Consider the following 21,958-nt stretch of genomic DNA (forward strand, 5'->3'; position numbering starts at 1 on the left):
GCGGGCTGTCGACTCCGCCCCAGCCCTCCTGAACTGGCTGCGATCAGGAACGGGCTTTCGCCCGTGCAAACGCATTGGAAACTCGACGTCGAGGTTGTGCGCACGTGAGGTGCGCTCCCCGGTCCCTGCTTTGCAGCAGGGCCGTCAAGCGGGCCCTGATCAGGCCCGGGTCGAGGGTTCGGCTCTCAGAGCGCCGGCGGTCGCCCGCCGACGTGGTACCATTTGCACCGATCCGCCCGACCAGAGGACACGCTCACACTGGTACGGGCGGTGTGCAAGAGCAGATTCGGGGAAAAATCGAAAACTGCGGAAGATTTTTCGCGGAGGGAAGATGAGCGAATAGCGAATAGCCAGACAAGAAGGTCACACCCAGGGCTTACGCCGCTGGACGACATTGGATCGCCCCTGACGGGTCTCTTTGCAGAGCGACGGCGCAGAGATCCTGTTCTGGCGATATGCGATCCGCGATTCGCGATCAGCCTTCTTCCTCTGGCTACTCCCTATTCGCTTTTCCCTATTCGCTGCGCTCACAACACACGCAATTGACGGCGTTTCACGGCGGGGTCTATACTGCCGGGACAGCATCTGCACCGACTCCGGCGAATATTCTGCTCTGGCTGCCGCATGAACTCCCGTGTTTCCGCCATGACTGCCGCATTGATCCGCGCCTGCGCGGTGCTGGCGGCGTGCGTCTGCGGGCTGGGGCTGTTCAGCAACGAGGCCCGGGCCAGTTGCGGGGACCACCTGCAGTCTCCGGTCTCCTTTCGCGACGGCTGGAGGATTTCTCCCACGGACGCGGATTCCAGTCCGTCGACGCGCTGCAACGGTCCGCACTGCCAGGAACGACCTGCGGCTCCGCTGCCACTACCGCAGGGTTTGCCGCGGATCGAACTGCCGCGAGAGCAGTTCGTGGCCGCCGTGAGCCCGTCGAACGATACCGCCCAGGCCAGCTTGAGTGCGTGGCGACGCCACGGCGAGACGGTGCAGGCCTTGCCGGGCTTCGTAGAGGCGCTGGAACGGCCGCCGTGCTGAGCAGACGGACTGCGGCGGGATGCTGCAGTTTCCGGACACTGCTGGTGCGCGCCGGTTGCGAACGCTGACCGGGCGCGGTCTCTATTCTTTCTCCGGATCCCGTCTGCGCGGCCGGAGACTCCGCTTCCGTCTGAGGAGCCGCTCAATGTCCTCCGAACTCCCCGCCGCATCCGCCGGCGGTCCGCCGAGAGTTGCCCCGCCGCGTCGCGTGCTGATCCCCGCGGTGGGTCCGCGGCTCAAGATTCTGATGTGGTGCCTGTTCGGGGTGCTGGCGCTGCTGGGGGCGAATTCGGTGTATCTGTCGAGCGTGACGGTGCTCGACTGGTCGACCGGGATCGATCACAAGAACTGGTTTTATCTGTGGATGATTCTGATTCACCTGGGGGTCGGACTGCTGCTGGTGGTGCCGTTTCTCGCGTTTCTGGCGATCCACCTGCTGAATACCCGGCTGCGGAAGAACCGGCGGGCGGTGCGGGTCGGCTACGCCCTGATGATCGGCTCGCTGGTGCTGCTGTTCAGCGGGCTGCTGCTGTTCCGGGTGCCGGGGCTGTTTGACCTGAAGAACCCGACGGCGCGATCGGTGACGTACTGGCTGCATGTGATTTCGCCGATCGCGTGCGTGTGGCTGTACGTGCTGCACCGGCTGGCGGGCAAGCGGATCCAGTGGCGGCTGGGGGTCGGCTATGCCGGGGCGGTGGCGGTGGTCGTGGGGGGGATGCTGATGATGCACAACCAGGACCCGCGAAAGTGGTATCAGGTGGGACCTGCGAGCGGCGAGAAGTACTTTTCGCCGTCGCTGGCCCGGACGGCGACGGGGGGATTCATTCCGGCCAAGGCGCTGATGAACGACGATTATTGCCTGAAGTGCCATCAGGACGCCTATAAGGGGTGGTTTCACAGTTCGCACCATTTGAGCTCGTTCAACAATCCGGCCTACCTGGCGAGCGTGCGGGAGACGCGCGAGGTGTCGCTGAAACGGGACGGGAACGTGCAGGCGTCGCGGTGGTGCGCGGGGTGTCACGATCCGGTGCCGTTCTTCTCGGGGGCGTTCGACGATCCGAAGTTCGACGACGTGAATCACCCGACGTCGCAGGCGGGGATCACGTGCACGGCGTGCCACTCGATCACGAACTGCAACAGCACGCGGGGCAATGCGGACTTTACGATCGAGGAGCCCGAGCACTACCCGTTCGCCTACAGCGAGAATCCGCTGCTGCAGTGGATCAACAATCAGCTTGTGAAGGCGAAGCCGGAAGTTCACAAGAAGACGTTCCTGAAGGATTTTCACAAGTCGGCGGAGTTCTGCTCGACGTGCCACAAAGTGCATCTGCCGTACGAGCTGACGCACTACAAGGAATTCCTCCGCGGGCAGAATCACTACGATCCGTATCTGCTGAGCGGCGTGTCGGGTCACGGGGCGCGGAGCTTTTACTATCCGGAAAAGGCGGCGAAGAACTGCGCGGACTGTCATATGCCGTTGCAGCCTTCGAAGGACTTCGGGGCGCAGTTCTTTGCGGGGGCCGAGAAGGCCAGCATTCACAATCACATGTTTCCGGGGGCGAATACCGGGCTGGCCTGGCTGAAGGAAGCCGGGGACGCGGAGAAGGTCCATACGGACTTCCTGAAGGGGAAACTGCGAGTCGACATTTTCGGGGTGCGCGACGGGGGAGGGATCGACGGGGAACTGCATGCACCGCTGCGGCCGGACGTTCCGGAGCTGGAACCGGGGAAGGCGTACTTGCTGGAGACGGTGATCCGCACGCTGAAGATGGGACATCTCTTTACACAGGGAACTGCCGATTCCAATGAAGTCTGGATGGACGTCACCGTGACCAGCAACGGCACGGTGATCGGTCGCAACGGGGGGATCAGTGCGGAGAGCGAAGTCGATCCCTGGTCGCATTTCGTGAACGTGTTCATGCTCGATAAGGACGGGAACCGGATCGACCGGAGGAACCCGCAGGACATTTTCGTTCCGCTCTATAACAACCAGATCCCGCCGGGAGCGGGCCAGACGGTCCATTACGGGCTGCAGTTGCCGGAGCAGCTCGACGGACCGGTGACGGTCGAAGTGAAGCTGCAGTATCGCAAGTTCGACAAGCCGTACATGGATTTTGTGACGAAGAACGCGAAACCGGGGGACAAGCCGATCCGGGGCTACGAACCCGGAAAGCCGTACTTGAACACGTTGCCGGTCATCACGCTCGCCGAGGACCGCGTCACGTTTCCGGTGAAGGGGGTGACGACTGCGGCGGAAAATCCGAAGGTCGAATTCCCGCTGTGGCAGCGATGGAATGATTACGGGATCGGCCTGCTGCTGAAGGGGAGGGCCGAGTTGCGGCAGGCGGAGCAGGCGTTTCTGGAGGTGGAAAAGCTCAAACGGTTCGACGGGCCGCTGAACCTGGGGCGGGTCTATTTCCAGGAAGGGCGGCTGGACGACGCGACCGCGGCGGTGATCCGGGCGGCGGCGTTCACGGAACCTGCGGCGCCTCCCTGGACGCTGGCCTGGCTGTCGGGGCTGGTCAATCTGCAGCAGGGTCGGCTGAAGGAGGCCGAGCAGAATTTCCGGAAGGTGCTGGAAGACCGCACGCCCGAGATGGAGAAACGGGGGTTCGATTTCAGCAAGGATTACGAGGTGATCAACCTGCTGGGGCAGACGCTGTTTGAACAAGCCAAGCAACTGCGGGATGTGAGCCGGAAGAGCGACAAGGACAAGTTGCTGAACGCGGCGGCGGAACAGTTCCAGAAGACGCTGGCGCTCGATTCCGAGAACGTGACGGCCCACTATCAACTGCAGTTACTGTATGCGGCGCTGGGGAATGCGGAGAAGTCCGCCGAGCACCGCGCGCTGCATGCGAAGTATAAGCCGGACGACAACGCCCGGGATCGGGCGTTTGCGCTCGCCCGCCAGAAGTATCCGGCGGCGAATCATGCCGCGGAGGCGGTAGTGATCTATCCGCTGCATCGCGACGGTGCTCCGGGACTGGCCGCTCAGCCGGCCGCACTCAATACAGGTAAGACCGCACAGAACGGAGGCGTTCGATGACCGGCGAACCGCTCGAAGAGGAAGAACGGGACGATGCCGTGATCGGCCAGGCGCTGATCTGGTCGGGCATCGTGCTGACGGGGGCGGCCACGATCGGACTGATCGCGGCCGCCGTGTGGCTGCTGCGGCCCGCCCCGGAATTCGAGCTGGCGGCGCCGGCCGTGGCCCCGGAAGTTCGCGAGACGGCGGGCGTCGAGGTTCCCCGTCTGCCATTTACGGACGTTACGGAGTCTTCCGGACTCGTCTGGAAGTTCGAGAATGGCGCGGCGGGCGAAAAGCTGCTGCCGGAGACGATGGGAGGGGGCGTCGCCTTCCTGGATTTCGACGGCGACGACGACGCGGACATTCTGCTGGTGAACTCCAGCCGCTGGCCGTGGGACGAACGACCGGCTCCAGCCGCGCCTCCGACGATGGGGCTGTTTCGCAACGACGGCCAGGGGAACTTTGCCGACGCCACGCAGGAGGCCGGGCTGGCGGTGACGTTCTACGGGCAGGGGGTGGCTGTGGGGGATTATGACAACGATGGCGACCCGGATCTGTTCTTCTCGGCGGTAGGAACGAATCACCTGTTCCGCAACGACGGCGGCAAGTATGTCGAGGTCACGGGAGACGCGGGGCTGGCGGGCGATCCTGCCCAGTGGAGCACGAGCTGCGGCTGGTTCGACTACGACCGCGACGGAGATCTCGACCTGTTCGTGGTGAATTACGTGAGATGGACGCGCGAGTTCGACGCGTCCCAGGACTTTCAGCTCACCGGGGGCGGGCGGGCGTATGGCCGGCCGCAGAATTTTCCCGGGACGTTTCCGTACCTCTATCGCAATGACGGGGGGGGCAAGTTCGCGGAGGTGGGCGAGGCCGCGGGACTGCACGTCAAGAATCCGTCCACCGGCGTCCCGGCGGGGAAGTCGCTGGGAGTGACATTTGCAGACTTTGATGCGGATGGCTGGCTGGATGTGATGGTCGCGAACGACACCGTGCAGAACTTTTTGTTTCATAACCGGAAGGACGGCACGTTCGAGGAATGCGCGACGCTGTGCGGCGTGGCGTTCGACAACGACGGCAACGCCCGCGGTGCGATGGGACTCGACACGGCTCATTTCCGCAATTCGGCGGAGATCGGGATTGCGATCGGCAACTTTGCGAATGAGATGTCGGCCCTGTATGTCTCCAGCGAGCCGACGCTGCAGTTTACCGACGAGGCAATTTCGACGGGGCTGGGACCGCAGACGCGGCTGGAACTGACTTTCGGCACGGTGTTCTGCGACCTCGATCTCGACGGGCGGCTGGACCTCGTCTCGGCGAACGGGCATCTGGAGGAAGACATCAACAAGGTTCAGCCGAGCCAGTTCTACGAACAACCGCCGCACTTCTTCTGGAACTGCGGGCCGGAGCAGTCGACCGAGTTCGTGCCGATTCCTCCGGACAAGACGACCGAAGATGCGTACCGGCGGATGGTCGGGCGGGGCGCGGCGTTTGCGGATGTCGACGGCGACGGCGACCTGGATCTTCTGTTCGGGTCTTCCGGCGGATCTCCCCGGCTGCTGCGGAACGATCAGCGGCTCGAGAACCACTGGCTGCGGGTCAAGTTGCGCGGCGCCACCTGCAACCGGGACGCGATCGGGGCGCAACTGGAACTGCAGCTCGCCGAGCGCAAGGAATTCGCCCAGGTGATGCCGACGCGGAGTTACCTGTCGCAGGTGGAGCCCGTCGTGACGTTCGGACTCGGGACGGCGGATCGCGTCGAGCAGCTCCGGATCGTCTGGCCCGACGGACGGACGTCGCTGCACAAGGATCTGCCGACGGACCGACAGGTCGAGATCGCGCAGCCGGAGGGTTCCGTGGCGGCGGCTCCGCGCTGAAGGGAGGCCTGCAGCGGCTGCGCCGATCTGTTATCGTGTTCCGGTCCCCGCGACTTCGGGGGACTCGGACGCGCCGATCGAGCATTTCCCGAGGCCGCAGACGTGCAGTTGGGCGAGATCATTCCGGAGCTGGTTTTCGGGGGGCTGGTGGTCGCGGTGGCGATGGGACTGGCGGTCCATCAATGGCGAGCGTGGCGCCGCGACCGCGACGAGTTCGCTGATGACGCCGAGGCGGCCCGGCACTCGTGGCACACGCTGCGGCGCCGGCTGCAGGTGAGCGTGCTGCTGGCGGTGATTGGCGTGATGCTGCCGATCGGCGTCTGGCGGCCGCTGTTTCAGAAGCGGCTGCTGCTGTTCCTGGGGTACTGGCTGGCGGTGCTGCTGCTGATCTGCTGGGTCGTTCTGCTGGCGCTGGGGGACATGCTGGCGACGGCGGTTCATTCGCGGATGATCGACGGCCACTTGAACCGCGAGCGGCGGAAACTCGAAGAAGAGATCGAGCGCTACCGGCGCGAACAGGAGGGGGAATCGGCGCACGAGTGATCCGTCCGACTCAGGCCGCTTCTTCGCCGAGCTGATCGGGGTAGTCGTATTCTTCGAAGGCGAAGCGGAGCCTCTGGTAGACCCGCTGGCGGACATCGGGGGGGAGCGATGAGAACTTGTTCTTTTTGTAGCTCTGCAGTTCGGGGAGCTGGGCTCGGATGGCGGGTTCGACCCCTTCCCAGCCGGAGAACGAGAGCCCGTCGTACAGGCGGTGCATTTCGCCGACGGGGTCGGCTTCGAGGTCCTCGAACCGGAGCTCGTGCAAATTCCCCGGCGGAATCAGATGCTTGGTCGATTCGTAGCGGCGCAGACAGTGTTCCATCCAGTCGAGCGCGTCCTGCTCGATGTGAGACTCGTCGGGAACTGCCAGCGCGTTTTCGTGAAACAGCGTTCGCCGCAGGTGGACCGACGACTTATAGACTGCGTAGGGGTCGCGACGGATGTAGACGAATTTCGCGTCGGGGAAGAGCTCCAGGAGCAGTGGGACGCGAAACGTGTGGCTGGGGGATTTGAGGACGATCGGCTTGTCCGCCTTGATCGTCAACTTTTTGAGGAAGTAGAGGAACATCCGCTTCCAGAGGTCAAGCTCGTGGGGCGGGATCTCGCTCAGTTCGAGATACGGGTCCGTTTTCGCCCGGTCCGTGTTGTAGGCGAGCAGCAGGTAGGGGGAGAGGAGCGTCATCAGCAGCAGAGCGACTTCGTCCTCCTGCGGCAGCTTCCAGCCGGCGGCGACGTTGTCCATCGGGCGGGTTTTGGGAATCAGCGGTCCGGTGAGGGTCGAGACGACGGTCTCCGTCAGGAGGAAGTTCTGCGGAAACAGCGTCTGATAGAGATTGGGATAGGTGAACTGCGGATCGAGCGTCATCAGGTTGTGCAGCAGCGTCGTGCCGCTGCGCCAGTGCCCGAGGATGAATACGGGAGGGTGTTCGATGCGAGTCCGGGCGATCTTCCGGCCGTAGAGCAGTTGTTCGAGGAGGTTTGACGATGAGTTGAGGGCGCTCAGGCCGGTAATCGATCCGATGCGCAGCGCCTTTCGCCACGACAGCGGCGGATGCTGGCCCAGCAACTGCATCCAGCGGCCGAAGGAGAGGCCATGCCACATGCAGAAGAGCCCCTGGGGGGTCTGAGACGTCTTCGCCGGAGCCTCCCCCCGCGCGGCGCCTCGCTTCACGGTTTCGGTGATCGTCTCAGTCGCACTCATCCAGCTCACATTCCCGGCAAACTCACGTCTATTCTGTGCAGCCTCACCACTCAACGGGGCGGTTCCTCCGGACTCACTTCTATTATGTCGGGAATTCGACCCGTCCAGCAGGCCGAAAAACCAAGAAATCGGGGATCGAAGTGCGATCGGTCCGGAATTACTCCGGTCCAGTCGACTCCTCGGTCAGGCGCTGGCGGATGAAGGCCGCACGCATGACATTTCTTTCGGCCGATTCCAGCCGCTGGTGGCGGATTTTCTGCAGATGGGCGGGCTGGGTCTGAATGAACAGCTCGTTGACGTTCTGCATCTCAAGGTCGTCGATCAGCCCGAGATTGACCCCCAGGCGGACGCTCGACAGCAGATGCATGGTCTCTTCGGAACTGATCGTCTGCGCATTGCGGAGAATTCCGTACGCGCGGGAGACCTGGTCGTGGAGCCCCTGTCGGTTTTCCTTGACCAGCGCCTGACGGACACGGCGTTCGTAGGACAGGATGTTCGGAATCACGTCCTTGACGGTTGCGATCAGTTGCTCTTCGCTCTTGCCCAGCGTGACCTGATTCGAGATCTGGTAGAAGTCGCCCATGGCCTGGCTGCCTTCGCCGTAGAGGCCGCGGACCGCGAGGCCGATTTTCTGCAGCGCCTGAAAAACTTTGCTGATTTCCTTGGTGATGACCAGCGCGGGAAGATGCAGCAGGACGCTGACGCGGATGCCGGTGCCGCAGTTGGTGGGGCAGGCCGTCAGATAGCCGAGTTGTTCGCTGAAGGCGTAGGTCACGTCGGCTTCGAGGGCGTCGTCGAGCCGGTCGATTTCCTGCCAGCATTCGTCGAGCGCCAAGCCGCTGCGGAGAACCTGCATCCGCAGGTGGTCTTCCTCGTTGACCATCACGCTGACATTTTCTTCATCGCTGACGGCGACGCCGCGATGAGTGCGTTCGTCGGAGTGTTCGCGACTGATGAGCTGTCGCTCGACGAGAAACTGACGGTCGAGGGTTTCGAGCCCCGTCAGCGACAGGTAGTTGAGGCGACGCCCGGCGGGGCGATCCGTGAGGCGGCCGCGCAGGAGCAGTTCGACTTCGGCGCGCGCGGCGTCGTCGGCCCGGTTGGGGAACGGGAAGCTGGCCAGATTGCGAGCCAGTCGAATGCGGCTGGACATCACAATGTCGGATTCGGGTCCCGTTCCGCGCAGCCATTCGCCGCTCGTCTGTGTCAGGGACTCGACGTCCACAATCCCGCTCCTTTGCAAAATTCTGCGTCGTCGAAGCCCGCCCGGCGGCCTGTTAAGCGTCGCTGGCCGCCTGGCTGGGAGTGATCTCGCGTTCGATCACCGAAATCTGGTCCCGCAATCGCGCCGCTTCTTCGTACATTTCTTCGTCGATTGCGGCTCGCAACTGGTTGCGCAGCCGGATCAACTGATACTGCTTCTGGCTGGCGTGCGGCGCCCGCTTGGGCACCTTGCCGACATGCTGCGTCTCGCCGTGGATATTTTCCAGCAGCGGCAGGAGCTCATCCTGAAAGGCGATGTAGTCATTCGGACATCCGAGCCGCCCCTGACTGCGAAACTCCTTGAAGGTGATTCCGCAACTGGGACAGACGTGCTGATCGAGATCTTCGAGCGGCTCTTCGCCTTCGGGGAGTTCGGCCTCTGCGAGCCCTGCTTCGGGCGCGGAGCCCTGACCGTGGCTCAGATATTCTTTCGCACACGTCTCACAGAGATGGAGCAGCCCCTTCACCTCGCCGTGCTGCAATTCGGTGATGTGCAGAACGGCAGGCTTGTCGCATCGACCACACTTTTTCATGCCCGCGTCCTCCCTCTCCGCATCGCGTCCACAACGTCCGAAGTGCTTACGTTTTTGCAGGTTGCGATGATGGGGAATTCTAGCGGGAAGCGACTTTGTGTCAAGGTTCCCTCATCTCCGGTCGCGCGGGCGCGAAAAGCGATTCTGCGAGGAAAAGATGCCGGGCGACGCCCCCCGCTGCAAACACATTCGCGGCTGCACCGCGCGAGTTTTCGACGCTGCTGTCCCGCCGAATCGCCCTCTCCCGTCGACGGAATCCAAACGGAACTCCCAGCCCTCCCAAACCACCTTCACATAACGACTTCGGAGAATTCAGGACGAACAGAGACGAAATATCGGCACGTTGACAGCGGAACCTCCCGGTCTAGAATGGGGCGGTCCTGCAGCTCCGGATCGCGAACCCTTCGCACCCGTCTTCGGAGTCTCTGCCGCAACCGACCAGGAGGATCGACTATGGTTTCCCGATTCCTGACGGCTCTGCCAGTTTTCAACGAAGAGCTTCACGTCCAGGAGGTCCTCGCTGAGGTTCGAAAGTATGCGGGCGACATACTGGTCGTCGATGACGGTTCAACGGATCGGACTCCCGAACTGCTGTCGCGCGAGATGGACGTGCGCGTCCTGACGCACGAAGTCAATCAGGGCTATGGCGCGGCGCTCCGGACCGCATTCGAATTCGCCATCGAAGAGGGCTACGACGCTCTCGTGACGATCGACTGCGATGGGCAGCACGAGCCGTCGCTGATCCCGGAAATCGTGGCGGCGCTCGACGCAACCGCCGAGCATCCGCTCGATCTGGTCTCCGGCAGCCGCTATGTGAAGCGGTTCCAGGGAGACAGCCAGGCGCCGGCGGAGCGGAAGCGGATCAACGAAGAGATCACCGCGTGGCTGAACTGCAAGTTCGGCTGGAAGCTGACGGATGCGTTCTGCGGCTTCAAAGCCTACCGGGTGGCGGCTCTGGACCGGTTTCACATCACAGAGCTGAGCTACGGGATGCCGCTGCAGTTGTGGGTGCAGGCCGCCGCGCTGGGTCTCAGGATTGAAGAGTTCCCGGTGCCGCTGGTGTACCTGGACGAGAAGCGTTCGTTCGGCGGGGCTCTCGACGACGGAGAGCAGCGGCGGAAGTATTATTTCGATATCCTGGGTCGCGAAGTGGCCGCGCAGCAGTTGCCGGTGACGGCCAGTTGCGGGGATTCCGGCATCCTGGTCGCCAGGGCGCGCTGAGACTTCGGCGGACGCTGCCGGGAGAGATGGAGCGATGGAACGGCGCCCTCAGCGGGGCCGTTCTGCAGGGATGGCGAACTCGGGACGGCCCCCGGTTGCAGATGGCCCAGGGTGCGACGAGTGACGCAGGATTCTCCCGGAGTTCGAACGTGGCAACCGCGGAGGTTTCGCGCGCCGCGAGCACACGGTGAACGGCTGATTGCGCCTGGCTTTGCGCAGATCATCGCTGCGACGGCGCGCAATCGTCAGGCGCTGCGGGAGTCTCAGGCGACCATCGCCGGGATGCGGCTGGCGCAGTTTCGCCAGGAAGCCCGGAAGGAGTTGCTGGGCCTTGCGGAGTCCTGGACGGCGGAGATCTTCGGCCAATCGGTCGGATCTCCGGATCCAGAGGCTCCGCTGCTGACGGGCGGTCACCAGCCCGAGCTCTTTCACACGGGCGTCTGGCTGAAAAACTTTGCAGTCCATCAGCTCGGTCAGCGGGCCGGCGGCACGGGACTGAACCTGATCGTCGACAACGACCAGATGCCGGCGACTTCGATCGCGGTGCCGGCCGGCAGCCTGCACGCTCCGCACTTCGCGCGTCTGCCGTTCGATGCGGACCAGCCGCTCCTTCCGTGGGAAGACGCGATCGTCGGCGATCCGGAGCTGCTGAAGACCTTCGGAGACCGGGCCGGGCAGGCGATGTCGGCGTGGGGCATCGAACCGCTGCTGACTGCGGACTGGCCGGGCGCGCTGGCACAATCTCAACAGGGACGCGCGAAGCGACTGGACGAGATCTTTGCCGGCTTGCGCATCCGCCGGGAACGGGCCTGGGGAGCCCGGAACCTGGAGCTGCCGCTGTCGCAACTCTGCGAATCGCTGGCGTTCCGGCGTTTCGCCGTGACCGCGGTCCGGCGAGCCGGCCCGTGGCGGGCGGCGTACAACTCGGTCCTGCACGAATATCGGCGGATCAACCGGATCCGAAGTCGCTCGCATCCGGTTCCGGATCTGGCGGAAGAGGACGACTGGATCGAAGCCCCGTTCTGGATCTGGAAGACAGGCGCAGTGCGGCGCGAACGACTGTTCGTGCGGCAGCGGCGCGATCAGCTCGAACTGCGCCTGCGGGACGAAATTGTGGATGCCTGGTCGCTGGCGGGCGATCCTCACGGCGAGAAGGCGGCCGAAGCCCTGGGGGCCTGGTCCGGACGCGGCCTGAAACTGCGGACCCGGGCGCTGACGACGACGCTGTTTGCCCGGCTGTGTCTGGCGGATTTGTTCGTCCATGGAATCGGCGGCGCCAAGTACGACGAGATGACCGACCAGCTCTTCGGCGAGCTGCTCGGAGCGCCGACGCCCGAACTGGCGGTCGTCACCGGCACGCTGCATCTGCCGCTGGGTGCGGAGCGGCGGCCGATCGATGCCGGGAAACTGAAGCAGGCTCTGCGGGACTGCGTGCAGAATCCCGAACGGCACCTGCATGCCCCGGCGAACGAGGTCGCTGGGGAATTGCTGCAGGAGAAACGCCTGCTGATCGAGCAGCAACAGGCTGCCGAACGAGGCGCGGCGCCGCAAGGCCGTTCCCTGCTTGCGGGACGGCAGCGATTGCGACGGTTCCGCGAGATCAAGGCCGCGCTGTCCGGCCTGACCGACGACGATCGTGAGCGTCTGGAACGCGAACTGGTTGCGGCAGGTCAGCGATCGGTCGCCGAGCGGGTCCTGTTCAGCCGCGAGTACTCGTCCTGGCTGTTTCCGGCGGAAATGCTGGCGGATTTCTTCCTGCGCCCCTTGGCGGACGAGCCGTCGGCCGGCCAATAAGCTGCCGCAGAATCCGCCGGCGGCAGCCGCAACCGGCAGATTCCGCCGAAAGTGGTGTTGACCCATTTGCCGGGATTTGAAGAATCCCCCCGTCCTGCCGGGATGAACTTCGGGCCATCCGGACGCAGGGGGGTGTTTCGTACGCGCTGGACAGGAACTGCCGTGCACTCCGTCGTCTTTTGCGCTATCGCCATGCTGGCAACCGGCCAGGTTGAGACCGTCGGGTCGCAGCCGGGGCTCTATCAATTCAATCAGGGTCTGGAACTGGCGATCCGCGGCCAGAGCCCGCCTTCGTTTATGGACCCGCCCCCCTATTCATCGGGCGGTTCGACGCTGCAGTTTCAGCCGTTTCAAGCGGACCCTGCGGCCCCGTATGGCGGAGCGCCGCAGCCGATCGGCCCGTCGTACCAGGATCCGTTCATGGTGGGTCCCGGCGGCGTGGGGGCTCCTCCGGGCTACGGAATGGCGGGCGTGAACGGGCCTCAGCCGTATCGGTTCGGGTTTACGCCGCGGATGGATTTCGCCTGGATTGCGCCGGCCGGGGCGAAGTCACCCGGCATCGGGAACTTCAGCGTCACGGAGTACAACTTCGATCTGCGGTACGCGAGTCAACTTGCTCCGGAGCTGATCTTCGCGAACACGCCGCAGTTCAATGCGCGTTCCTGGTCGGGGCCGAGCACGCCGGAATTGCCGGGTTCCGTTTACCGGTTCGGCTGGGATTTCGAACTGGCGTCGACGCCGGTCGGACCGTGGAGCTTTCAGCTCAACTTCAATCCGTCGGTGAATACTGACTTCGACCAGAGCGTGTCCGGGGACGCGTACAACTTCGACGGCAGCGGCATGGTGTTTTACCGGCCGTCGCAGGAGTGGTTGATCGTGCTGGGGCTGGGATACTGGGATCGGGTCGACGACATTTACGTCCCTTACGCCGGTGCGGTCTGGACGCCGGATGACCGCTGGGAACTGCGGCTGGTGTTTCCGAAGCCGCGGATCAGCTATTTCGTGGGGACATTCGGAGACGCGGCGCACTGGCTGTATGTGAGCGGCGAGTATCACGTCGAGTCCTACCAGATCGGCATGACGAGCGGGTCTCCGACGCGCGAACAGATTCAGTTGACCGACTGGCGGATCATGGCCGGCCTGCGGAGCGATCACGGCTATTACGACAAGTTCATCGAAGCGGGCGTGGTGCTGGGCCGGCAGGTGGACTTCAAACACGGAACGCCGGGATTCGACATGCGAGACAGCTTCATCGTGAGAGGCGGAATCAAATTCTAGTGCTGGCCGCACGGGCGGTCGCGCAGGGGCATGGGTTCGACGCTGGCAGTCGATAGCCGCGGGATGCCGCATGAATTCTCGATCCTGGGCTTTGCCTGGGATCGTTTTGTTTTGCACTCGCCCCACGTCAACGCCCCGACCGGTAATCGCACGGTCGAAATCACCAGATCGTATCGAACCTCCAACGTGTATGATGGGGACTATCGACTCCCGACGCCGAACTCGTTCACTGGCAACACCACAACCGGCGCCTTCGTCACAAGGCAATCTGGGCAGACATGGCTATTCTCCACTCACCAGCCCTCTGGGTCGCCTTGCTCGTCACTGCGGCTATCGTGGCCATTGCAGTGATCAAGCGTCGCGACACGCCAAAGCAGTGGGGCTTCAGGGAGGTCGTGAAGAACCCGATCTATTGGGCCGAACTCAACCAGGCTCGGCGAGAAGCCGAGAACGCAGCTGCAGATACGAAAAACTGGTCCGACGATGAGGTTTCATCAGCGGCACGACATTTCATTTTCGACGTGACGAGCAGCCGCGAAGCGTGGGGAGAAGCCCGGGTCCTCCGCGAACTGGGCGATCGTGTTCATCAATCAGTCGTGGAGATATTGGGGAATCCAACGCTCTACTCGCGTCTTATTGAACCGAGTAATGAAAGTGTCCTGCCCGAAACGCCCTTCATGCGAGCATGCGACCTGCTGGGAAACGCGCCGCCGGAATCGGCGACAGCAAAGATCGCACCGTTTCTCGTTGATTCGTCTACGGAGATTCGCAAAAACGCCGCGCTGGTCATCGCAAAAACTGGCTCACCGCTCATCGTGCCGCATATTCGGCGCGCATTGTTGGATTCTGACGAGTATGTGCGGTCGTACGCGCTGATGGGCCTGGAGTTCGCTCTGAAGAGGAAGGGCCTCGCTACAAACGTCTCTACGGAACTCTTTACCGACGTGAGGGACCTCCTCGAGCAGGGGAAAAACGCAGACAACGCAGCAGAGATCCTGTTTCAATTCGACAGCGAACGAGCCAAACAGTACTTCCTGTCACCTCGGGTATTCCGGCCTGAATCCCCCATTCTTCACGAAGTTCTTGAAACGCTCGCGGATGCAAAAGCCTCGGTTCAAAGGGATCGATTGCTCGAGATGATCTCCGCGTTAGAGGCCGAAGACCTGACGTACCCTCGCAATTATTCGCTCCGCGAGGCGCTCCGTCTGCTTGGGCAGCAGCAGAATGCTGCCGATCAGCAGTTCCTCACTGACCGGACGGCGCACGACGATGCTGACGTTTCTGCAGGAGCGTCAGCCGGGCTTCTGTGCTTTCATGGACTTGACGGATTCGACAAGCGGATCTGGGAGGCGGTGGAAAAGGCAGGATATGAGTCCTTGCATTCTTATCAGCAGTTTTACATCGCCGTCATCGTCTGCAATAGCGAGATCAATAATGGAGGTTTCGCTCAGTATTTCTTTAATTCCAGTGGCGATCATTGGCAGGATGCGCTTGCCGGCTTTGAAGCGACGGGATCAAAGGAGCGTTTGGCGCTCCTGCGGCAGGCCATCGAATTCTTCGGGCCGGCGGGACCCTCAGAAGATCGCGAGAAACGGCAACTCGAGTTGAGCAGGATCTACAAGAAGAACGACGGCGTGTTCGAAGAACTTGAGTCACGATACTACAAGAGCAGCGAGAACGTCGACGTTCTGACGACGCGATTTGTTCTTGCAAATCCTGACCATTTCCGGTGAGTGCAGCGGGGCACCGCCGGCTTGGCCCGAGTGTGCGAGACTGCGGCCGGCACCATCGCAACGAGTCTTCGTCCCACGACGGTACTCGTTGAGTTTCGCGGGAAGATCCGATTGGGGCGGTGGAACTGCGAACGGGCTGAACATTAGACTCTCCGCTTGTCCGGCCCGATTGCGAGTGTCGGCAGAGCCGTTGCGAGGCAGAGCCTCGCTGAGAACGGTTCCCAGGCAGAGCCTGGGAACCAGATACCGGAAGAGGAACAGGCATGGCTGGTGCGTTGGCGGTGATTCTGGCGGCGGGGAAGAGTACGCGGATGAAGTCGGCCCTCCCGAAGGTGCTGCACGAAGTCTGCGGGCGCGCGATGATCGACTATGTCGTCGATGCGGCGCGGGCGGCGGGGGTCGGGAAGATCGTCGCCGTGGTCGGGCATCGGGCCGACCTGGTGCAGGGGTATCTGTCGCGGACGCCGGGGATCGAGTTTGCCCTGCAGTCGGAGCAGAAGGGGACTGGGCATGCGGTGATGATGTGCCGGGAGCAGCTCGCCGCCCATCACGGTCCGGTGCTGATCCTGGCGGGGGATACGCCGCTGCTGAAGGCGGAGTCGCTGGCGGCGCTGCTGACGGCCCAGCGGGAGCAGTCGGCCGCGGCGGTGATCGGCACGGCGACGACGGCCGCCAATCACGGGTTGGGGAGAATTGTCCGTGCCGCCGGCGGGAACTTCCTGCGGATCGTCGAAGAGAAGGACGCCTCGCCCGACGAGAAGCAGATTCAGGAGATCAACACGGGCTGCTACGCGTTCGACAGCCAGTCGCTGCTGGGAGCGCTGGAGCAGATCCGGCCGGATAACAGCCAGGCGGAGTATTACCTGACCGACTGCCCGCGGATTCTGCTGCAGTCGGGCAAACCGGTCGTGGCGCTGAATGCGTTTGACCTGGTCGAGGCGCAGGGAGTCAACACGCGCGTGCAACTGGCCGACGTGACGGCGTCGATTCAGGCCGAGACGCTGGCAAAGCTGATGGCCTCGGGCGTGACGATCGTCTCGCCCCCGAACACGATCATCGATCCGCGGGCGATCATCGAGCCGGACACGGTGATCCACCCGTTTACGGTGATCTCCGGGGCGGTGCGGATCGGCTCGGATTGTGTGATCGGGCCGCACGCGGTGATCTCCGGGGCGGTGACGCTGCCGGCGGGAACGACCGTGGGAGCGTTTCAAGAGTTGAGAGTTGAGAGTTGAGAGTTGAGAGTTGACAAGAATTGGCGACTTCGCCGGCGAACGGGAACTTCGCACGCTTTTCATGGGGCTCCTCGGGCAATTCACACAGCCAAGTTCATCCGGACCGGGCGGGCCGGCGTCGCCGCGCGGGGCGAACTGTTGCAACTCCGGTGCGTTGGCTAGCATGGAATGTGGCGAAGGTTGCCATCCGGTCTGACGGTCGCGAGAGGGAGTTCGATGATGATCCGATCGCTGTTGCTCACTACCATGCTGGTCGGAGGGCTGTCGACGCCGTCCTTCGCCACTGGACCGGCCGAGTCCATCGTCGAATCCGAGCAGGTTCTCAACGAACTGATGGCCATTCCGGCCCGGCAGATCCCGCGCCGGCTGCTGGATCGGGCCGAAGGCATTGTCATCATCCCGAATGTGATCAAGATTGGTTTCATCGGCGGGGTGCGGCGCGGTCATGGAGTCGTCCTGGTGCGCGACGCCGAGGGCGAATGGAGCCTGCCTCAATTCGTCACTCTGACAGGCGGCAGCGTCGGCTTTCAAGCGGGGATTCAGGGGTCGGATGTGGTGCTGGTGTTTACCACGCGGAAGGGGGTCGAGGGACTGACGCGCGGGAAATTCACCATTGGCGTCGATGCGTCGGCCTCTGCGGGACCAGTCGGTCGAGATGCGGCCGTGGGAACCGACGCGACGCTGCTCTCGGAAATCTATTCGTATTCCCGCAGCCGGGGACTGTTTGCCGGCGTCTCGATCGACGGCTCGGCCCTCGAAATCGACCAGGCGTCCCATGCGGCGTACTACGGAACGCCGACGGGACAATTGCCGGCGCGTATTCCGGGCGAGGCGGCCGATCTGCGACAGTATTTGTCCGACCTGGCCGCGCGGACCGCTCCGGGGGTCCCGGTCAATGAGCTTCCGCCGCCTCCAAGTTCGCCGAGGGTGATTGAAGGGCTGCGACGCTCGCTGATCCAGCAGACGGGCCAGTTGCACGCGCAGCTAAACGCCAATTGGCGCGCGTACCTGGCTTTGCCGAGCTCCCTTGAGGAACCGGGGGTGACCCCGCCGGCCGAGTCCCTGGCAGAAACGGTCAAGCACTACGCACTCGTGAACAGTTCGCCGGATTATCGGAATCTGGCGCAACTGCCGGAGTTTCAGCGGACCTTTGAGCTGCTGATCGAGTACGAAAAAGCCGTCGCAGCCAGTCATCCCGTCCTCGAACTCCCTCCGCCGCCGCCGAATTAGCGAGCGGAAAGCAAAAAGCAGACAGCGAAAAGCCAGACCAATACGCTTCCCTCGCGCACTTCTGGCTTTCAGCTTTCCGCTCTCAGCGTTCAGCCAATCCTGTCCTTGCCGACCCACGGACGCAGCACCGCGGGGATGTTGATCGTGCCGTCGGCCTGTTGATGATTCTCCAGGACGGCGATCAGGGCGCGAGTCACGGCGATGGCGGTGCCGTTGAGCGTGTGGACGTGCTGGCTCCCCTTTTTCTCCGGGGACTTGCAGCGGATATTGAGCCGGCGGGCCTGGAAGTCGGTGCAGTTTGAGGCCGAGGTGACTTCGCCCCATTCGCCGCGGCCGGGCATCCAGGCTTCGAGGTCGTATTTGCGGTAGGCCGGTCCGCCGAGGTCGCCCGTGCAGATGTCGAGGACGCGGTAGGGGACTTCGAGCCCCTGGAAAATCTCTTCTTCGATGGCGACGATCTCTTCGTGGACCGCATCGGAGGCGGCGACGTCGGGGGCCGTGAAGGCAAACATCTCCACTTTGGTGAACTGGTGGACGCGGTAGATGCCGCGGGTCGCCCGGCCGTGGGCGCCGGCTTCCGTCCGGAAGCAGTGGGAGACGCCCCCCAGCTTGATCGGGAGTTTGTCAACTTCGAGGATCTGATCCTTGAGCGTGCCGCCGAGAGTGATTTCGGCCGTCGCGACGAGACACAGATCGCTGCCGGCGATCGAGTAGATCTGCGTTTCATCGCCGCGGGGCTGGTAGCCTGTCCCTTCGAGGATCTCCATCCGGGCCAGGTCGGGAGTGATGTGAATTTCGAAGCCGCGTTTGACGAGTTTCTGCACGGCGTACTGGACGAGGGCGAGTTCGAGCAGGGCCGCTTCGTTCTTCAGGAAATAGAAGCCATGTCCCGTCACGCGGGCGCCGGCTTCGAGGTCGACCAGATTGTGCTTCTCGCACAGGGCGACGTGGTCGAGGGGCTGGAAATCGAACTTTCGGGGCGTGCCCCACGTGCGGACGGTGACGCTCTCCGACTCTTCCATCCCCACCGGAGCGTCGGGATGGGTCATGTTCGGAATAGCCATCTGCAGGCCGAGCAGCTCGGCTTCGACGTCCTTAAGCTGGGCGTCGAAGGTGGCGACCTGTTCACGCAGCTCCCGGCCCCGCTCGACGAGCGTCTGCTTCTCAGCCGGGTCTTTCGCCTTGGGAATCTGGCTGGAGACTTCTTTCTGGGTGTGCCGGGCGGCGTCGGTCGCCTGAATCAGCTCGCTCCGCTGGTCGCGGAGGGCGGCCAGCCGGCTAAGGTCGACAGCGACTTTGCGGTTCCGGCAGTTGGCGGCGACGGCATCCAGATTTTCGCAGAGGAATTGCAGGTCCAGCATGGCGGCAGCCGCGTCGTCCTATGGAGTGATTCGGGAGAAGTACGTTCAAGTCGGATTGGAGGGTGGCCGGGGCTGGACCGAAGGAAAGCCCCGGTGCTCTGTAGTCCGGGGCTTTGCGAAGACGCTCCAGCCCCGGCCACCCACTCCTCACCGATCTTGAAACGGCTTCCGTTTTTCAGTTGTCGGCTGACGATCAGCCGACGGTTTTCGGCAGCGCGGCAAGTCGCTCCCACAGGGCGGCGCTGGCGAGCGTCCCCCGGTGGAAATCGGCCACCGTGAAATGTTCGTCGGGACTGTGCAGATTGTCGGTATTCTGCCCCCAGCCGAGCAGGAGTGTATCGACTCCCAACACCTCGCGGAAGGTCGTTACGACAGGGATGCTGCCTCCCTCCCGGATCAGGACCGGTGCAGCTCCGAAGGCTTCCTGGATGGCCTCAGAAGCCGCGGTCAGATACGGGCTGGTCGGATCGAACACGAATGCCGGACAGCCGTGAAAGCGGAAGAATTCCAGTTCCACGCCCGGCAGACAGTTTTCGTTGAGGAAATGTTCGAGTGCATCGAGGATTCTCGCCGGATCCTGCTGCGGCACGAGGCGGCAGGTGATTTTCGCTGAAGCGCGTGAAGGAACGATCGTCTTTGGCCCAGCCCCCTGATAGCCCCCGGTGATGCCGTTGACGTCGCAGGTGGGTCGAGCCCAGCGGCGTTCCAGAGTGGTGAAACCGGCTTCGCCGTGGACGGCCGAGACGCCCAGTTCTGCGCGATAAGCCGCCTCATCGAACGGCAGCTTCGCGAAGCCGGCCCGTTCGGCATCGGACAGCGGAGCGACATCATCATAGAAACCGGGGATCTGCACGCGGCCGTCGGCATCGTGCAGGGCGGACACGAGGCGGCAGAGGGCGTTGACGGGATTCGTCACCGAACCGCCGAACACGCCGCTGTGGAGATCTTTCTTCGGGCCGCGGAGGGCGACTTCGCAGGCGACAATGCCGCGGAGTCCGTAGGTGATGGCCGGGATGCCGGGGGCGTACTGGCTGGTGTCGCTGACGACGGCGACATCGCAGGCGAGGGCGGCCTTGCGGCTTTCCAGGAAGTGGTCGAGATTATTGCTGCCGACCTCCTCCTCCCCCTCGATGACGAACTTCAGATTGACCGGCAGCCGGCCTTCGGTTTTGAGCCAGGCCTCGGCGGACTTCACGTGCGTGAAGACCTGGCCCTTGTCGTCGGTCGCGCCGCGGGCGAAGAGTTTGCCGTCGCGGATCGTCGGCTCGAACGGCGGAGTCGTCCAGAGGTCGAGCGGATCGGGGGGCTGGACGTCGTAGTGCCCGTAGACGAGGACGGTCGGCGCACCGGGCGCCTGCAGCCATTCGGCGTAGACGATCGGGTGGCCGGCGGTCTGGACGGTCTCCACCTGGAAACCCATCGCCGCAAACTGGTCGTGCAGGAACTTTGCCGCCCGGAGCATGTCCGGCTGATGTTCGGGCTGAGCACTGATCGACGGAATGCGAAGGAGTTCGCACAGTTCCGCGAGGAGGCGGTCGGCATTTGATTCGAGATACGCGGTGACAGCGGCGGACATGAGGTTTTCGGTCCTTCGAAATCGTTGAGAGACGCTGGCGGGCAGAGCCCGCTCTACAAAGGCTGGTGCGTTGACAGGCGATCTACAGGCCGGCTTGGGCGACGGCCGATTGCATTTTCTGGAGGCCGAGCTTTGCGACTTCGAGCGGGTCCCTGGCCCAGAGTTTCTCGTTGAAGAGCTCCAGGGAGAGCCAGCCGTCGTAGCCGATCGCTCGCAGGTTCTTGAGCCATTGCGTCAGATTCAGATGGCCGTCGCCGGGCAGCACGCGGGAATGGTCGTGCTGTTCGAGACGCGGAGGCTCGGCGGGGGCGTCGTTGAAGTGGCTGATGGCCACCTGGCTCCCCTGCAGCAGCAGGAGATCGTCAAACGTGCCGCCGCCCCGGAAGTTATGAAAGGGGTCGACGATGATCGTGGCGGTCGGGTCGCCGGAGTTCCGCATGATGTCCAGTGCCGTCTGCACGGTGCAGATGTGCTCGACGAAGCCGAGATACTCCATCGCCGTCCGGATGCCGTATTCGCGGCCGATTTCCAGCAGTTCCGCGTACTGCTGCCCGGCTTCGACCAGATCGACCCGGCCGGCGGCCGGACTGGCGATCGAGTACGTCGCACGCAGTTCGGCCGCCTGTTCCAGCCGGCGACGGCACTCCAGCAGTCCATCGGCATGATCGGTCCCGGAAGTCCCGCACCAGCCGGCGAGGTAGATCGTCGTCGGGACGACGAGCGCCGCGTCGTCGAGAGCATGGCAAATGTCGCGCAGGCTGCCGCCCTTGCTCAGAAATTGATCGATATCGTCGTGCCAGAGCTCGATCGCGCCATAGCCGGCCTGGCCGGCGATCCGGATTTTTTCCAGCAGACCGGCGGGGCGAATGGTACTGGTGTTGAGACAGTAGCGGAAACCGGGCATAACGGAGTCTCCGTCGGAGTGTCAAACGGCGAAGCAGCGAAGCTACCCGCTTCATAGTGCGTTCGCAACACGCAGCCGCGTCGCGCATTGCGACGGACCGGAGACCGCGTTGAAAGCCCGAAATCCGAAGCAAATCCGAAGCACGAAAC

General features: G+C 63.3%; 16 protein-coding genes. 10 read left to right on the forward strand and 6 right to left on the reverse strand.

Annotated features, from left to right (window positions below; genetic code table 11):
• Positions 1-645: 645 nt before the first annotated feature.
• The 4 genes from SH412_RS11710 (at position 646) to SH412_RS11725 (ending at position 6,480) form a co-directional block, all read left to right on the forward strand.
• A complete protein-coding gene (locus SH412_RS11710; RefSeq protein ID WP_336523699.1) occupies positions 646-1,032 on the forward strand; it encodes a hypothetical protein in 387 nt (128 codons plus the stop codon).
• Between the two features lie 145 nt (positions 1,033-1,177).
• The gene (locus SH412_RS11715) at positions 1,178-4,078 is read left to right on the forward strand and encodes a multiheme c-type cytochrome (RefSeq protein ID WP_336523700.1); all 2,901 of its coding nucleotides are present in this window, start codon (positions 1,178-1,180) and stop codon (positions 4,076-4,078) included.
• On the forward strand, positions 4,075-5,937 hold the full coding sequence (locus tag SH412_RS11720) for a CRTAC1 family protein (RefSeq protein ID WP_336523701.1): 1,863 nt from the start codon (positions 4,075-4,077) through the stop codon (positions 5,935-5,937). The genes SH412_RS11715 and SH412_RS11720 overlap by 4 nt, the downstream gene beginning before the upstream one ends.
• A gap of 102 nt (positions 5,938-6,039) precedes the next feature.
• Entirely contained in the window at positions 6,040-6,480 is a 441-nt protein-coding gene (locus SH412_RS11725; protein ID WP_336523702.1) for a hypothetical protein, read from the forward strand.
• Between the two features lie 10 nt (positions 6,481-6,490).
• Here SH412_RS11725 and SH412_RS11730 read toward each other — a convergent pair whose 3' ends face one another.
• The 3 genes from SH412_RS11730 to SH412_RS11740 form a co-directional block, all read right to left on the reverse strand.
• Positions 6,491-7,681, reverse strand: a complete 1,191-nt coding sequence (locus SH412_RS11730) for a sulfotransferase family protein (protein ID WP_336523703.1) — start codon at positions 7,679-7,681, stop codon at positions 6,491-6,493.
• A 157-nt stretch (positions 7,682-7,838) separates the two neighbouring features.
• Entirely contained in the window at positions 7,839-8,906 is a 1,068-nt protein-coding gene (locus SH412_RS11735) for a protein arginine kinase (RefSeq protein WP_336523704.1), read from the reverse strand.
• 52 nt (positions 8,907-8,958) lie between these two features.
• Complete coding sequence (locus tag SH412_RS11740) at positions 8,959-9,477, reverse strand: UvrB/UvrC motif-containing protein (protein ID WP_336523705.1); 519 nt, start codon at positions 9,475-9,477, stop codon at positions 8,959-8,961.
• Between the two features lie 453 nt (positions 9,478-9,930).
• Between SH412_RS11740 and SH412_RS11745 the strand changes: the two genes are divergently transcribed.
• From SH412_RS11745 to SH412_RS11770, 6 genes are all read left to right on the forward strand, one after another.
• Positions 9,931-10,698: a glycosyltransferase family 2 protein gene (locus SH412_RS11745; RefSeq protein WP_336523706.1), complete on the forward strand. Its 768-nt coding sequence runs from the start codon at positions 9,931-9,933 to the stop codon at positions 10,696-10,698.
• A gap of 120 nt (positions 10,699-10,818) precedes the next feature.
• The gene (locus SH412_RS11750) at positions 10,819-12,492 is read left to right on the forward strand and encodes a hypothetical protein (protein WP_336523707.1); all 1,674 of its coding nucleotides are present in this window, start codon (positions 10,819-10,821) and stop codon (positions 12,490-12,492) included.
• Positions 12,493-12,654: 162 nt separating this feature from the next.
• Entirely contained in the window at positions 12,655-13,770 is a 1,116-nt protein-coding gene (locus SH412_RS11755; RefSeq protein ID WP_336523708.1) for a hypothetical protein, read from the forward strand.
• 278 nt (positions 13,771-14,048) lie between these two features.
• The gene (locus SH412_RS11760) at positions 14,049-15,503 is read left to right on the forward strand and encodes a DMP19 family protein (protein WP_336523709.1); all 1,455 of its coding nucleotides are present in this window, start codon (positions 14,049-14,051) and stop codon (positions 15,501-15,503) included.
• Between the two features lie 263 nt (positions 15,504-15,766).
• Positions 15,767-16,738, forward strand: a complete 972-nt coding sequence (locus SH412_RS11765) for an NTP transferase domain-containing protein (RefSeq protein ID WP_336523710.1) — start codon at positions 15,767-15,769, stop codon at positions 16,736-16,738.
• A gap of 216 nt (positions 16,739-16,954) precedes the next feature.
• Positions 16,955-17,968, forward strand: coding sequence for a lipid-binding SYLF domain-containing protein (locus SH412_RS11770; RefSeq protein ID WP_336523711.1), 1,014 nt, complete (start codon positions 16,955-16,957; stop codon positions 17,966-17,968).
• Between the two features lie 89 nt (positions 17,969-18,057).
• Here the strand turns inward: SH412_RS11770 and serS are convergent, their stop codons facing one another.
• The 3 genes from serS to SH412_RS11785 form a co-directional block, all read right to left on the reverse strand.
• Entirely contained in the window at positions 18,058-19,329 is a 1,272-nt protein-coding gene (gene serS, locus SH412_RS11775) for a serine--tRNA ligase (protein ID WP_336523712.1), read from the reverse strand.
• A gap of 193 nt (positions 19,330-19,522) precedes the next feature.
• Positions 19,523-20,905 carry a dipeptidase gene (locus SH412_RS11780; RefSeq protein ID WP_336523713.1) on the reverse strand — a complete coding sequence of 461 codons (1,383 nt, stop codon included), beginning with the start codon at positions 20,903-20,905 and terminating at the stop codon, positions 19,523-19,525.
• An 82-nt stretch (positions 20,906-20,987) separates the two neighbouring features.
• Entirely contained in the window at positions 20,988-21,809 is an 822-nt protein-coding gene (locus SH412_RS11785; protein WP_336523714.1) for a sugar phosphate isomerase/epimerase family protein, read from the reverse strand.
• Positions 21,810-21,958: the final 149 nt, after the last annotated feature.

It is taken from the genome of Planctellipticum variicoloris, assembly GCF_030622045.1.
Lineage (GTDB): Bacteria > Planctomycetota > Planctomycetia > Planctomycetales > Planctomycetaceae > Planctellipticum > Planctellipticum variicoloris.